Source organism: Protaetiibacter sp. SSC-01, from assembly GCF_014483895.1.
Taxonomy (GTDB): domain Bacteria; phylum Actinomycetota; class Actinomycetes; order Actinomycetales; family Microbacteriaceae; genus Homoserinibacter.
Genome location: NZ_CP059987.1, coordinates 2,520,337 through 2,534,300, shown reverse-complemented (window position 1 = coordinate 2,534,300; position 13,964 = coordinate 2,520,337). Strand labels below are relative to the sequence as shown.

The 13,964-nt window shown below is 70.9% G+C and carries 12 protein-coding genes; 9 read left to right on the top strand and 3 right to left on the bottom strand.

Annotated features, from left to right (window positions below):
• The first annotated feature begins 5 nt into the window (after nucleotides 1-5).
• The 4 genes from H4J02_RS11955 to H4J02_RS11940 are packed head-to-tail and all read left to right on the top strand — an operon-like array spanning nucleotide 6 to nucleotide 4,580.
• A complete protein-coding gene (locus tag H4J02_RS11955; RefSeq protein ID WP_187674786.1) occupies nucleotides 6-947 on the top strand; it encodes a carbohydrate ABC transporter permease in 942 nt (313 codons plus the stop codon).
• Nucleotides 944-1,795 (top strand): carbohydrate ABC transporter permease, encoded by an 852-nt coding sequence (locus tag H4J02_RS11950; RefSeq protein ID WP_187674785.1) that lies wholly within the window; start codon nucleotides 944-946, stop codon nucleotides 1,793-1,795. The genes H4J02_RS11955 and H4J02_RS11950 overlap by 4 nt, the downstream gene beginning before the upstream one ends.
• Nucleotides 1,792-3,051 carry a family 1 glycosylhydrolase gene (locus tag H4J02_RS11945; RefSeq protein ID WP_187674784.1) on the top strand — a complete coding sequence of 420 codons (1,260 nt, stop codon included), beginning with the start codon at nucleotides 1,792-1,794 and terminating at the stop codon, nucleotides 3,049-3,051. The genes H4J02_RS11950 and H4J02_RS11945 overlap by 4 nt, the downstream gene beginning before the upstream one ends.
• Nucleotides 3,048-4,580 carry an alpha-N-arabinofuranosidase gene (locus H4J02_RS11940; protein WP_187674783.1) on the top strand — a complete coding sequence of 511 codons (1,533 nt, stop codon included), beginning with the start codon at nucleotides 3,048-3,050 and terminating at the stop codon, nucleotides 4,578-4,580. Before H4J02_RS11945 ends, H4J02_RS11940 begins: the two co-directional genes overlap by 4 nt.
• 29 nt (nucleotides 4,581-4,609) lie before the next feature.
• On the opposite strand, the gene H4J02_RS11935 is transcribed toward H4J02_RS11940, so the two are convergent.
• Both H4J02_RS11935 and H4J02_RS11930 read right to left on the bottom strand, forming a co-directional pair.
• A complete protein-coding gene (locus H4J02_RS11935; protein WP_187674782.1) occupies nucleotides 4,610-5,635 on the bottom strand; it encodes an ABC transporter permease in 1,026 nt (341 codons plus the stop codon).
• The gene (locus tag H4J02_RS11930; RefSeq protein WP_187674781.1) at nucleotides 5,632-7,152 is read right to left on the bottom strand and encodes a sugar ABC transporter ATP-binding protein; all 1,521 of its coding nucleotides are present in this window, start codon (nucleotides 7,150-7,152) and stop codon (nucleotides 5,632-5,634) included. The genes H4J02_RS11935 and H4J02_RS11930 overlap by 4 nt, the downstream gene beginning before the upstream one ends.
• Before the next feature lie 168 nt (nucleotides 7,153-7,320).
• Here H4J02_RS11930 and H4J02_RS11925 point away from each other — a divergent pair, with 168 nt between their 5' ends.
• From H4J02_RS11925 to H4J02_RS11915, 3 genes are all read left to right on the top strand, one after another.
• On the top strand, nucleotides 7,321-8,358 hold the full coding sequence (locus H4J02_RS11925) for a substrate-binding domain-containing protein (RefSeq protein WP_187674780.1): 1,038 nt from the start codon (nucleotides 7,321-7,323) through the stop codon (nucleotides 8,356-8,358).
• Between the two features lie 76 nt (nucleotides 8,359-8,434).
• Nucleotides 8,435-9,610, top strand: a complete 1,176-nt coding sequence (locus H4J02_RS11920; protein ID WP_262406073.1) for a Gfo/Idh/MocA family protein — start codon at nucleotides 8,435-8,437, stop codon at nucleotides 9,608-9,610.
• A 37-nt stretch (nucleotides 9,611-9,647) separates the two neighbouring features.
• A complete protein-coding gene (locus H4J02_RS11915; protein ID WP_187674779.1) occupies nucleotides 9,648-10,649 on the top strand; it encodes a sugar phosphate isomerase/epimerase in 1,002 nt (333 codons plus the stop codon).
• Between the two features lie 13 nt (nucleotides 10,650-10,662).
• On the opposite strand, the gene H4J02_RS11910 is transcribed toward H4J02_RS11915, so the two are convergent.
• Nucleotides 10,663-11,880, bottom strand: a complete 1,218-nt coding sequence (locus H4J02_RS11910) for an ROK family transcriptional regulator (protein ID WP_187674778.1) — start codon at nucleotides 11,878-11,880, stop codon at nucleotides 10,663-10,665.
• 152 nt (nucleotides 11,881-12,032) lie between these two features.
• Here H4J02_RS11910 and H4J02_RS11905 point away from each other — a divergent pair, with 152 nt between their 5' ends.
• Nucleotides 12,033-13,262: a multidrug effflux MFS transporter gene (locus H4J02_RS11905; RefSeq protein ID WP_187674777.1), complete on the top strand. Its 1,230-nt coding sequence runs from the start codon at nucleotides 12,033-12,035 to the stop codon at nucleotides 13,260-13,262.
• Nucleotides 13,263-13,284: 22 nt separating this feature from the next.
• Nucleotides 13,285-13,932 carry a phosphatase PAP2 family protein gene (locus tag H4J02_RS11900; protein WP_262406072.1) on the top strand — a complete coding sequence of 216 codons (648 nt, stop codon included), beginning with the start codon at nucleotides 13,285-13,287 and terminating at the stop codon, nucleotides 13,930-13,932.
• The last annotated feature ends 32 nt before the right edge of the window (nucleotides 13,933-13,964 follow it).

Genomic DNA, 13,964 nt, shown 5'->3' with positions numbered 1-13,964 from the left:
GAGTCATGTCAGCACCAGCAGCACGCGCCTACCGGCCGCCGGCACCGCTCGGCGGACGACGCGGCGCCCGCGTGGAGCGCCGCCGCACCCTCACGGCGCTCGGCTTCCTCGCGCCCGCCCTCGTCATCCTCGGGCTGTTCGTCGCGTGGCCGATGCTCTCGGCCCTGCGGCTCTCGTTCACGGATGCGAGCGGTTTCGGGGCCGAGGAGTGGGTGGGCCTCGACAACTACGTGCGGGTGTTCACCGACCCCGACATCCGCGACGCGATGCTCAACACCCTCTGGTACACGGTGCTGTTCACGCCGACCGCGGTGCTCATCGCCCTCGCGCTCGCACTCGTGCTCAACAGCCCGGCCCTGCCCTTCCGCGGCTTCTTCCGCACGGCGCTCTTCCTGCCCTTCATCGTGTCGCTCGCCGTCGCCGCCTTCGCCTGGTCGTACCTGCTCGATCCGAGGCTCGGCCTCCTGAACCACTGGCTGCAGGGCGCGGGCGTGCAGCTCGGCGACGTGCTCGAGGATCCCGTGCTCGCGATGCCGGCCGTCGCGCTCGTCGCGGTGTGGAAGAACTTCGGCTTCTACATGGTCATCTTCCTCGCGGGTCTGCAGGACATCCCCGCGTCGCTCTACGAGGCGGCGCGCGTCGACGGGGCGGGCGCGTGGCTCCGGTTCACGAACGTGACGCTCCCGCTGCTGTCGAACACCTTCGCGTTCGTGCTGATCTTCGCGCTCATCGCCGCCCTGCAGGCCTTCGATCAGATCTACGTGATGACGGGCGGTGGGCCCTACGGCAGCACCCAGACGATCGTCATGGAGATCTACCGCTCCGGCTTCCGCCGCCTCGAGCTCGGCTTCGCCTCCGCCCTGTCGTACGTGCTGCTCATCGCGACGCTGCTGCTCAGCATCGTGCAGTTCGTCTTCTTCGGACGTCGTGAGAAGGACCTCGGATGACCGCCCTCGCCCCGCGCGCCGCGCGCGCCCGCATCCGTCCCGCATCCGTCGTCACGTTCCTCGTCATGGCGGTCGTGACGGCGTTCGTGCTGCTGCCGATCGCCATCATCGTGTTCACGGCGTTCAAGCCCACGGCGGAGGTCAACGCCTACCCGCCCACCCTCATGCCGAGCGAGTGGACGCTCGACAACCTCGCGCGCATCCTCGACGAGCTGCCCTTCGGCCGGCTCGTGATCAACAGCGTCGTCTTCGCGGGCGGGGTGACCCTCTGCGCGCTCGTGTTCGACTCGCTCGCGGCGTACGCGCTCGCCCGCATCGACTTCCGGGGCCGCAAGGTGCTGCTCGTCGCGATCATCGCGAGCCTTATGATCCCGTTCCAGGCGACGCTCATCCCCGTCTACCAGCTGGTGGCGGAGCTCGGGTGGATCAACACCTACCAGGGTCTCATCGCACCGCGCGCCGCCGACGCGTTCGGCATCTTCCTGTTGCGCCAGTTCTTCCTCGCGCTGCCGCGCGACCTCGACAACGCGGCGCGCATCGACGGCGCGAGCGAGTTCCGGGTGTTCCGCAGCATCGTGCTGCCGAACGTCGTGCCGGCCCTCATGACGCTCGGGGTGTTCACGTTCGTCAACAACTGGAACGACCTGCTGTGGCCGCTCGTCTTCACGACGCAGGCCGAGATGGGAACGATCACCTCGGGCCTCACGCTGCTCACGGGTCCCGGCGGCATCATCCCCTACGGCGTCATGATGGCGGGCTCGCTCGTCGCCGTCGTGCCGCTCGTGATCGGCTTCCTGTTCGTGCAACGACGCTTCATCGACAACATCGCGACGACGGGACTGAAATGACGACGCCCTGGTACCGCGACGGCGAGCTGCACTTCGGCGTCGGCATCGAGGACACCTTCGTGCCGCAGGAGCGGTCGGGGGAGCGCGCGATCGACGAATACGCGCTCACCGAGCACGACATCCGCTGGCACGACGACCTGGGGCTCGCGGCGGATGCGGGCGCGCGCTTCGTGCGATGGGGGGTGCCCTGGTACCGCGTGCAGCCCGAGCCCGACCGCTTCGACTGGTCGTGGCTCGACGGGGTGTTCGCGCGGTTCGCGGAGCTGGGGCTGCGTCCGATCGTGGACCTCATGCACTACGGCACGCCGCTCTGGATGCCGCGGCAGTTCGACGACGCCGACTACCCGCAGCGGGTGGCCGAGTACTCGGCCCGCGTCGCCGAACGCTACGCCGACACGGTGAGCGACTACACGCCGCTCAACGAGCCCATGATCCACGCCCTCTTCTCGGGGGAGTACGCGTACTGGCCGCCCTATCTGGCGGGGCAGCGGGGCCTCGTCCGGATGGTCGACCAGCTGGCCCGCGGCTTCGCTCTCGCCCAGCTCGGGATGCGCGACGTGCTCGGCGAACGCGCAGCCTTCGTCCATGTCGACGCGGGGATGCGGTACGCGGGCGACCTCGACGCCGCCGACCAGCGCGAACTCGCGCACCGGCTGCGTCACCAGGTGTGGCTCGTCGAGGACCTCGTGACGGGCCGCGTCAGCGACAGGCACCCCCTGCGTGCCCTGCTCGCCGAGCACGGCGTGGGCGACGACGCGCTCGCGTGGTTCGCGGACCACGCCGTGCAGCCCGACGTGTACGGCATCAACTACTACCCGCGGCACTCGACCGAGCTGCTCGAGTCGGGCGTGCACCACGGGGGCGGCTTCGGCGACCCCCGGCCCGTGCGCGACGACGGCGTCGACGGGCTCGTCGAGCTGCTTCGGGAGGGCGCGGCCCGCTACGGCGCGCCCGTCATGGTCTCGGAGACGTGCGTCACGGCATCAGTGCCCGAGCGGGCCGCCTGGCTCGCCGAGTCGTCGCAGGCCGTGCGCCGCCTCCGCGCCGAGGGCGTCGACGTCGTGGGCTACACCTGGTGGCCCCTCTTCGACATGTACGAGTGGACGTGGCGTCACTCGACCGCGCCGCGCGAGGCGCATCGGCTGACGATGGGGCTCTACGAGCTCGTCGAGACGCCCGCCGGCCTCGAGCGTCGCCCCACGCCGCTCGTCGACGCCTTCCGCCGGGAGGCCACGAGCCTCGAGAACCGCCCATGACCGCAGGAGAAGATCGTCCCGTGCTCACCGCCCACGTCACCGTCGCATCCGACCCGATCGGAGCCATCGACCGCCGCCTCTTCGGCGGGTTCGTCGAGCACCTCGGGCGGCATGTCTACGACGGCATCTACGAGCCCGGCCACCCGAGCGCGGATGCCGACGGCTTCCGCCAGGACGTCATCCAGCTCGTCAAGGAGCTCGGCGTCACGACCATCCGCTACCCCGGCGGCAACTTCGTGTCGGGCTTCCGCTGGGAGGACTCGGTGGGGCCGCGCGCCGAACGCCCGCGCCGACTCGACCTCGCGTGGCACTCGACCGAGACGAACGAGGTGGGGCTGCACGAGTTCGCCGGCTGGCTCGAGAAGGTCGGCTCGGAGCTCATGCTCGCCGTCAACCTCGGCACGCGCGGCGTGACCGAGGCGCTCGACCTGCTCGAGTACACGAACATCCCAGGCGGCACGACGACGAGCGAGCTGCGGCGTGCGAACGGGCGCGACGAGCCGTTCGACGTGCGGATGTGGTGCCTCGGCAACGAGATGGACGGCCCGTGGCAGCTGGGCCACCGCTCCGCCGAGGACTACGGCAAGATCGCGGGGATGACGGCGAAGGCCATGCGCCAGCTCGACCCCGACCTCGAGCTCGTCGTGTGCGGCTCGTCGGCGCGCGACATGCCGACCTTCGGGGCGTGGGAGCGCACGGTGCTCGCCCACACCTACGACGACGTCGACTACATCTCGTGCCACGCCTACTACTCCGAGCGCGAGGGCGACCGCGCGAGCTTCCTGGCATCCGGCGTCGACATGGACCTCTTCATCGAGGAGGTCGTCGCCGCGGCCGACGAGGTGGGCGCCGCGCGCGGCTCGGACAAGCGCATCCGCATCTCGTTCGACGAGTGGAACATCTGGTACATCGACCGCTACCACGACGAGGACAAGGCGACGGGCATCGGCAACTGGCCGATCGCGCCGCGCATCCTCGAGGACCGCTACTCGGTGCTCGACGCGGTCGTGTTCGGCAGCCTCATGATCTCGCTCATCAAGCACGCCGACCGCGTGACGAGCGCCTCGCTCGCGCAGCTCGTCAACGTCATCGCGCCGATCATGACGGAGCCGGGCGGGCCCGCCTGGCGCCAGACCACGTTCTTCCCGTTCGCGACCACCTCGCGTCTCGCGCGCGGTGAGGCCGTGCGGCTCGAGCTCGACGTGCCGGGCTACGAGACGGCGCGCTACGGCACCGTGCCCCTCGTCGACGCGGTCGCGACGCGCGATGCCGAGGCCGGCGCATCCGCTGTCTTCCTCGTGAACCGCTCGCAGACGGATGCCGTGGAGCTGCGCGTCGACGCCGCCACCCTCGGCGCGTCCCGCGTCGTGTCGGCCGTGACCCTCACCGACGACGACCTCGACGCGGCCAACACCCTCGAGCAGCCGGACCGCATCGGGCTCGCGCCCAACGCATCCGCCGCGCTCGCCGACGGCACGCTCACGATCGTGCTGCCGCCGGTGTCGTGGACGGCCGTCGAGCTCGCCTGACGAGAGGGGCGAGCGGATGCGGCCCCGCGTCAGGTGCGCGAGGAGCGCGCCGCGAACCGCTGCTGCAGCAGCACCGCGATGACGATGATGACGCCCTTCACGACCGCCTGAACCGAGATGTTGAGGTTGTTCATCGTGAAGATGTTGCTGAGCGCCGAGAAGATCAGCACGCCGAGCACCGTGCCGACGATCGTGCCTCGCCCGCCGATGAGGAGCGTGCCGCCGACGACGACCGCGGCGATCGCGTCGAGCTCGTAGAGCTGGCCGTGCGTCGAGGTGCCCGCCGTCGTGCGGGCGAGGATCATGACGCCCGCGATGCCCGCCGCGATTCCCGAGAGCACGTAGAGCGACACGGTGTGGCGCTTGACCTTGAGGCCCGCGAGTCGGGAGGCCTCGTGGTTGCCGCCGATCGCGATCGTGCGGCGTCCGTAGGTCGTGCGCGCGAGCAGGAACCAGCCGAGCACGGCGGCGATCACGAAGAACCAGATGAGCCACGGGATGCCGATGAAGTCGCCGCGGAAGAACGTGAGGAAGCCCGTGACGTTCACGACCTGCGTCGACTTGTTGGCGAAGATCTCGGCGAGGCCGCGTGCGGCGACGAGCATCGCGAGGGTCGCGATGAAGGGCACGACCTTGCCGTAGGCGATCACGACGCCGTTGATGAGGCCGGCGAGCCCGCCGACCGCGATCGCGACGACGACCATGAGCAGCCACGTCGACTGGGTCGCCGCGGTCTGGATCCACGACAGCGACGCGACGACGCTCGCGAGCCCCATGACCGACCCGACGGAGAGGTCGATGCCTCCCGCCGTGATGACGAAGGTCATGCCGATCGCGATGACGCCGAGGATCGAGCCGTAGCGCACGATCGTGACGAAGTTGTCGAAGTTCATGAAGCGCTCGCCGCCCGTCGCCCAGCCGACGACGACGATGAGCACGACCGCGATGACGAGTCCGAGGTTGCGTCCGGCCGACCCGGAGAGGAAGCGCCTGACGGCGCTCTCGCGGCGGGGGGCCGTCGTCTCGGTCGTGGTGGGGGAGGGGGTCTCGCTCACGCGGCCGTTCCTTTCATGACGAGGTCGAGCACGCCGTGCTCGTCGATGTCCTCCGCGGCGGTCGTCGCGAGCACGCGGCCCTCGGCGATCACGAGCACCCGGTCGGAGAGTCCGAGCACCTCCTCGATCTCGCTCGAGACGACGAGGATCGCGGTGCCCGCGTCGGCGAGCCGGCGGATGAGGGCGTAGATCTCCGAGCGCGCGCCGACGTCGACGCCGCGCGTGGGCTCGTCGAGCAGCAGGATGCGCGTGCCCTCGACGACCCAGCGCGCGAGGAGGATCTTCTGCTGGTTGCCGCCCGAGAGGGTGCGCGTCACGCGGTCGGGGTCGGGCGGTCTCAGCTCGAGGGCGTCGATCTGCTCGCGCGCGATGGCGCGCTCACGGCGCTCGTCGAGCACCGACGCCCGGGCGTAGCGGGCGAAGGTCGCGAGGGTGATGTTCTTGAAGACGGGCTCGTCGAGCAGCAGGCCCTGGCTCTTGCGCTCCTCGGGGGAGAGCCCGATTCCCGCGTTGACGGCGTGCCGCACCGACCCGGCGGGCAGCCGCTCGCCGTTCGCGTGCACGGTGCCGTGCGTGGCGCGGCGGGCGCCGTAGATCGTCTCGAGGATCTCGGAGCGCCCGGAGCCGACGAGGCCCGCGAGACCGACGACCTCTCCCGCGCGCACCGTGAGGTCGACATCCGCGAAGACGCCGCGCAGCCCGAGGCCCGCGACCTCGAGCGCGACGGGCGCATCCGCGGGCACGGGCCGCCGCGGCGGGAAGACGTGCTCGATCGCCCGGCCGGTCATGAGGGTGATGAGCTGCGGGGTCGGCGTCTCGTCGACGGGGAGCCCGGATGCCATGCTCGCTCCGTCTTTGATGACCGTGATGCGGTCGCCGATGCGGCGGATCTCCTCGAGCCGGTGCGAGATGTAGACGATCGCGATGCCCTGCTCGGTGAGCTCTCCGACGACGCGGAAGAGGTTGTTCACCTCCTCCGAGTCGAGCACGGCGCTCGGCTCGTCCATGACGATGAGCTTCGCGTCGCGCGAGAGGGCGCGGGCCATGCTCACGATCTGCTTGCCGGCGGCCGACAGGGTGCCGACCTCGCGGTTCGGGTTGAGGTCGCCGTGGCCGAGGCGCGTGAGCAGCTCCCGCGCGCGGCGGTTGGCGGCGCCGCGGTGCAGCACGCCGACGCTCGCGAGCTCGTGCCCGAGGAAGATGTTCTCGGTGATGCTGAGCCCGTCGACGACGTCGAGCTCCTGGTACATGGTCGCGATGCCGAGCTCGAGGGCGGCAACCGGGTTCGGGATGTCGACGGCTCGGCCCTGCCAGAGGATCTCGCCGCCGTCGGGCTGGTACGCGCCCGAGAGCACCTTGATGAGCGTCGACTTGCCGGCGCCGTTCTGCCCGAGGATGCAGTGCACTTCGCCCGCGCGCACCTCGAGGTCGACGCCCTTGAGGGCGTGCACGCCCGCGAACGACTTGGTGATACCGCGCATCGACAGTAATGACGCCGTGGTGTCGCCTTTGACCATGGCCTGCACCATAGCATCGTGCCCTTATGTCGAGCGACATAAAAAAGTTGGATGCGGCAATGTCGTTTCTGCTAGCGTGACGACCGTCAACGAGGACACCCCCAGCTCCGCAACGCGCGGCGCCGTCCCGCTGGCGCACAGCACTCACCGAGCTATGGAGGAAATGCAATGCGCGCAGTCCGCACCTCGCGCCGGCGCCTCGTGATCTCCGCGGGCGCCGCAGTCGCGGCCCTCGGCCTCATCACGGGATGCACGGCGGGCGACACCGGTACGTCGAGCGAACCCACCAACAACACCGACAACGAGGCGAGCGGCGACACCGTCGTCATCGGCTTCTCGGGCCCCGCCGCCGACCACGGCTGGCTCGGCGCCATCAACTCGGCCGCCCTCGCGGAGGCCGAGAAGTACGACGACATCGAGCTCAAGGTCGCGGAGGGCACGAACGACGCGAACCTCCAGATCAGCCAGATCGAGACCTTCATCAACGACGACGTCGACGCCATCGTGCTGCTCCCGACCGACGGCGCCGCCCTCACCGACGTGGCGATCAAGGCCATGGAGGCAGGCATCCCCGTCATCAACGTCGACCGCGAGTTCTCAAGCCCGTTCGCCGCCCGCGTCACCGTGCTCGGCGACAACTACGGCATGGGCGTGAGCGCCGGCACCTTCATCTGCGAGCAGTTCGGAGGCACGGATGCCGTGGTCGCCGAGATCGCGGGCATCGACTCCCTGCCCCTCACGCAGGACCGCTCGCGCGGCTTCGCCGACGCCCTCGACGACTGCGGCCTCGAGGTGAGCAACCGCGTCGCGGCCGACTTCACGGTCGCGGGCGGCGAGGCGGCGGCGTCGCAGCTGCTCGCCGCGGCGCCGCAGATCGACGCGCTGTGGAACCACGACGACGACCAGGGCGTCGGCGTCATGGCGGCGCTCGACGCGGCGGGCCGCGACGAGATGCTCATGGTCGGCGGCGCCGGCTCGAAGAACGCGATGGACATGATCAAGGCCGACAACACGGTGCTGAAGGCGACGATCATCTACCCGTCGACGCAGGCCGCCGACGGCATCCGTCTCGCGCGCCTCGTCGCGCAGGCGAAGGCCATGGCCGACCTCGTCGAGGTCGACGTGCCGACGCGCATCGTGCTCAACGCGCCCGTCGTCACGAAGGACAACGTCGACCAGTACCTGCCGACGGCCTTCACCTCCTGACCCTTCCTCCGCGCCGGGCGCCGCTTCGGGGGCGGCGCCCGGCCCATCTCCGCACCCGTTCCGTCAGGAGGATGAGATGTCGTCGATGCGCGTGGCGATGATCGGCTACGGCTTCATGGGCGCCGCCCACTCGCAGGGGTGGCGCGTGGCACCCCGCTTCTTCGACCTGCCGGCGCGGCCCGAGCTCGCGCTCGTCGTCGGCCGCCACGCCGAGGGTGTCGCCGACGCCGCCGAACGCTGGGGCTGGGACGAGTCGGCCACCGACTGGCGCGCCGCGGTCGAGCGCGACGACATCGACGTGGTCGACATCGTGACGCCGGGCGACTCGCACGCCGAGATCGCGATCGCGGCGCTCGAGGCGGGAAAGCACGTGCTGTGCGAGAAGCCGCTCGCCAACACGGTCGCCGAGGCGGAGGCCATGGCGGATGCCGCGGCGCGCGCCGCCGAGCGCGGCGTCTTCGCGATGGTCGGCTTCACGTACCGGCGCGTGCCGGCCGCGACCTTCGCGCGCGACCTCGTCGCCGAGGGGCGCATCGGCGTCGTCAACCAGGTGCGTGCGAGCTACCGCCAGGACTGGCTCGTCGATCCGACGGTCCCGCTCGCCTGGCGGCTCCGGAAGGACAGGGCGGGCTCGGGGGCGCTCGGCGACATCGGCGCCCACGCGATCGACCTCGCGCAGTTCATCACGGGCCTGCGGCTCGAATCGGTGTCGGGCACGATCGAGACGATCGTCTCCGAGCGTCCGCTGCCCGCCGCCGCGCCCGCCGACGGCGCGACCCTCGGCGGTGCCGCGGGCGCCGGCACGGGCGAGGTGACGGTCGACGACCTCGCGATCTTCGCGGGCCGCTTCGACTCGGGCGCGCTCGGCAGCTTCGAGGCGACGCGCTTCGCGACGGGACGCAAGAACGCCCTGCGCGTCGAGGTGTCGGGCACCGAGGGTGCGATCGCCTTCGACCTCGAGCGCCTCAACGAGCTGGAGGTCTACGACCGCACGGCCCCCGACGACCGGCAGGGCTTCACGCGCGTGCTCGTGACCGAGCCCGCGCATCCGTACGTGGCGGCCTGGTGGCCCGCGGGTCACATGCTCGGCTACGAGCACGGCTTCGCGCATCAGGTCGTCGACTTCGTCCGTGGAATCGCCGCGGGCGAGCAGCCGCGGCCGTCGTTCGCCGACGGCCTCCAGGTGCAGCGCGTGCTCGACGCCGTCGAGCGCAGCGCCGGGCGCGAGAGCGCCTGGACGCGCGTCGCCTGAGCCACGACGCTGGACACGAGGAATCGAGGAGGATCCCATGGCACGTCCCATCACGCTCTTCACCGGCCAGTGGGCCGATCTGCCGCTCGAGGAGGTCGCGCGCCTCGCGGCCGGCTGGGGCTACGACGGGCTCGAGCTCGCCTGCTGGGGCGACCATCTCGATCCGTGGCGCTGGGATGAGCCGGGTTACGTCGAGGGGCGGCTCGAGCTGCTCGAGCGCCACGGCCTCAAGGTGTGGGCGATCTCGAACCACCTCAAGGGTCAGGCCGTGTGCGACGACCCGATCGACCACCGGCACCGCGACATCGTCTCCGCGAAGGTGTGGGGCGACGGCGACCCCGAGGGCGTGCGGCAGCGCGCCGCCGAGGAGATGAAGAACACGGCCCGGCTCGCCCGCGCGCTCGGCGTCGACACGGTCATCGGCTTCACGGGCTCGGCCATCTGGAAGTACGTCGCGATGTTCCCGCCCGTCTCGCAGGAGGTCATCGACGCGGGTTACCAGGACTTCGCCGACCGCTGGAACCCCATCCTCGACGTCTTCGACGAGGTCGGCGTGCGCTTCGCCCACGAGGTGCACCCGTCCGAGATCGCTTACGACTACTGGACGACCGTGCGCACCCTCGAGGCGATCGGGCACCGCGAGGCGTTCGGCCTCAACTGGGACCCCTCCCACATGGTCTGGCAGGACCTCGACCCCGTCGGCTTCCTGTGGGACTTCCGCGACCGCATCTACCACGTCGACTGCAAGGACACGCGCAAGCGCATGGGCAACGGCCGCAACGGCCGACTCGGCTCGCACCTCGCGTGGGCCGACGGTCGCCGCGGCTGGGACTTCATCTCGACGGGCCACGGCGACGTGCCGTGGGAGGACGCGTTCCGGATGCTGAACCAGATCGGCTACGACGGCCCCATCTCGGTCGAGTGGGAGGACGCCGGCATGGACCGCCTCGTCGGTGCGCCCGAGGCGCTCGAGTACGTGCGCCGGCTCGCCTTCGACGCACCGGATGCGGCGTTCGACGCCGCCTTCAGCACGCGATAGCGAGCGGGGCCGCTCAGCGGGAGGCGGCCGTCGCGGCGACCATCGCCTCGATCGACTCGGGCGCGAGCGCGTGGTGGATGGCGAGCATGCTCGCCCCCAGCACCGCCGCATCCGGGCCCGTCTTCGACTGCGTGATCTGCAGGTGCTCGGTCGCGAGCGGCATCGAGCGCGTGTAGACGACCTCGCGCACGCCCGCGATGAGGTGCTCGCCCGCCTGGGCGAGCGAGCCGCCGATGACGATCGCCGAGGGGTTGATGAGGCTCACGCACGTCGTGAGCACCTCGCCGATGTCGCGGCCCGCCTGGCGCACGGCCTGGATGGCGTCGATGTTGCCGCGCTTGACGAGCTCGACGACGTCCTGGCTCGAGGATGCCGTGAGGCCCGTCGCGGTGAGGGCGCGCGCGATCGCGGGGCCGGAGGCGAGCGCCTCGAGGCATCCGCGGTTGCCGCACGCGCACGGCACCTCGGCGCCACGCGCGACGTAGACGTGCCCGATGTCGCCCGCCGTGCCCTGCGCGCCGCGCTGCAGCAGGCCGCTCGAGATGACCCCCGAGCCGATGCCCGTCGCGACCTTCACGAAGATGAGGTGGTCGACCTCGGGCCACGCGTGCTCGCGCTCGCCGAGGGCCATGATGTTGACGTCGTTGTCGACGAGCACGGGCGCCGCGAAGCTCGAGGCGAGGTAGCCGGGCACGTCGAAGCGGTCCCAGCCGGGCATGATCGGCGGGTTGATGGGGCGGCCGCTCGAGTGCTCGACGGGGCCGGGCAGGCCGATGCCGATCGCGAGCAGGTCGGATGCCGTGCGCCCGAGCTCGGCGAGAAGCGCGTGGGCGTGCTCCGCGACGCGGTCGAGCACGACCTCGGGACCCTCGGCGACGTCGAGCTGCTCCTGGACGCGCACGAGGGTCGCGCCCGTGAGGTCGCTCACGGCGATGCGCAGGTGCGAGGCGCCGACGTCGACGCCGAGCACGACGCGGCCGCTCGCGGCGATCGCGAACTGCGAGGAGGGTCGTCCGCCCGTCGAGACGGCGTCGCCCACGGAGCCGACGAGGCCGAGCTTCATGAGGGCGTCGATGCGGAGGGCGATCGTCGAGCGGGCGAGGCCCGTGATGGCGGAGAGCTCCGTGCGGGTGCGAGGGCGCCCGTCGCGCAGGATCTGGAAGAGGTCGCTCGCGGCGGACGAGCCCAGCGCGGTGACGTGTCGCTCCGGGCCCGCACTTACGTCGCTCATGAACCAATGTTGGCACAGCGCTCGACCGAAGTGCGCCATGGCGGCGGTTTGGGCAGTCGCTCGTTGAAACGTCACATATAGGATCGGAGAACACGGAGAGGTGGCCCTCTCCGTTTCTTCTTTCTCCCACTCGCACCACCCGAGGACCTCTGTTGTCTGCTGCCGTGCATCCCGGCGACGCGCTCTCCCGCGCCGAACGGCTCACCTACGTGCTCGTGCTCGGCGCGCTCACCGCGCTCGGCCCGTTCACGATCGACCTGTACCTGCCCGCGCTGCCGACGCTCGAGCGCGAGCTCGCCGCACCGACGGCGCTCGTGCAGCTCACCCTCACGGCGACGATGGTCGGCTTCGCGCTCGGCCAGCTGTTCGTCGGGCCGCTCTCCGACCAGGTCGGCCGTCGTCGCCCGCTGCTCATCGCGACCGCGCTGCACATCGTCGCGTGCTTCGCCGCCGCGCTCGCCCCCGATTTGCTGTGGCTCGGCGTCGCGCGCGTCTTCCAGGGCGTCGGCGCGGCGGCCGGCGGTGTCGTCGCGCAGGCGATGGTGCGCGACCTCTTCGGCGGCTACCCCCTCGTGCGGATGCTGAGCCGCCTCGCGCTCGTCTCGGGCCTCGCGCCCGTGGTGGCCCCCGTCGTCGGGTCCCAGCTGCTCCTCGTGGTCGACTGGCGCGGCCTCTTCGCCTTCCTCGCGGTGCTCGGCTTCCTCGTGCTCGTCGCCAACGCGATCTTCCTCAAGGAGACGCTGCCCGTCGAGGCCCGCAGCGTGCGCGGCCACTCGACGGTCGCGCAGCGCTACGGCGCCATCTTCCGCGACCGCATCTACGTCGGCGCCGTCATCATCGCGGGCGCGAACTTCTCGGCCCTGTTCGCCTACCTCGCGAGCTCGCCCTTCCTCTTTCAGGACATCTACGCGCTCAGCGCGCAGGAGTACGGCCTGCTCTTCGGCCTCAACTCGATCGGCGTCATCGTGGGCGTGCAGGTCTCGAGCCGCCTGCAGAAGCACATCGGCCCGCAGTGGATCATCGCGGGTGCGACGATCCTGCAGCTCGTCGCGGCGGTCGCGATCGTCTCGCTCGACCTCGCGGGCGGCGGGTTCCTCGGCATCGCGATCCCGCTGTGGTTCTTCATCGCCGGATGCGGCTTCAACTTCCCGGCGATCTCGGCCCTCGCGCTCGTGCGCCACGGGCACGAGGCCGGCACCGCGGCATCCGTCCTGGGGGCAGCCAACTTCGGCGTCGCGGGGCTCGTCTCGCCCATCGTGGGCCTCTTCACGATCACGAACGCCGTGCCGATGGCGGGCGTCATGATCGTGGGCATCGTGATCGCGATCGTCGTGCTGTGGACGGTCGTGCGTCCGCGCAGCGTGCCCCCTCTCGAGGGCTGAGCCCGTCGACTAGCGTGGGTGGATGGAGCACCCCGCGCGCGTCCCTCGGCGACCGTACGTGTTCGCCGGCGTCGGGCTCGTCGTCCTGACGCTCGCCCTCGGCTTCGTCGTCGTGCTGCGCGACAGCATCCTGCTCGACGAGGCGTGGATGTCGGAGGTCGTCGGCTGGCGCGACCCCGTGGGCCGCACCGCGAGCCTCGTGTTCGACTTCCTCGGCGGCGGCTGGTTCGCGATCCTCGTCGTGCCGATCGGCGTGGGCGTCGCGTTCGTGTTCGCGCGCAGGCCGTGGGCGGCGCTCGACTTCGTGCTCGCCTCCGCGGTCGCGGCGGGGGTGTGCCAGCTGCTCAAGGCCGCGTTCGCGCGCAGCCGCCCCGACGAGATCCTGCTGCCGCTCGACAACGGCTCGTTCCCGTCCGGGCACACGACCAACGCCGCGGTCATCGCGGTGAGCCTCGGCCTGCTGCTGCAGCGCGCCTGGATCTGGGTCGTCGGCATGCTCTACCTCGTCGCGATGTCGTTCACGCGCACCTACCTCGGCGCGCACTGGATCACCGACACGGTCGGCGGCGCGCTGCTCGGGGCGGGCGTCGCGTTCCTCGTGTGGTGCCTGCTGCTTCCGCGCATGCACCGCGAGCGGTTCCCGGATGCCGTCGAGACGCGCCGACGCTGAGTCCGGCGCCAGGTCGCTGTGCTGAGTGCCGC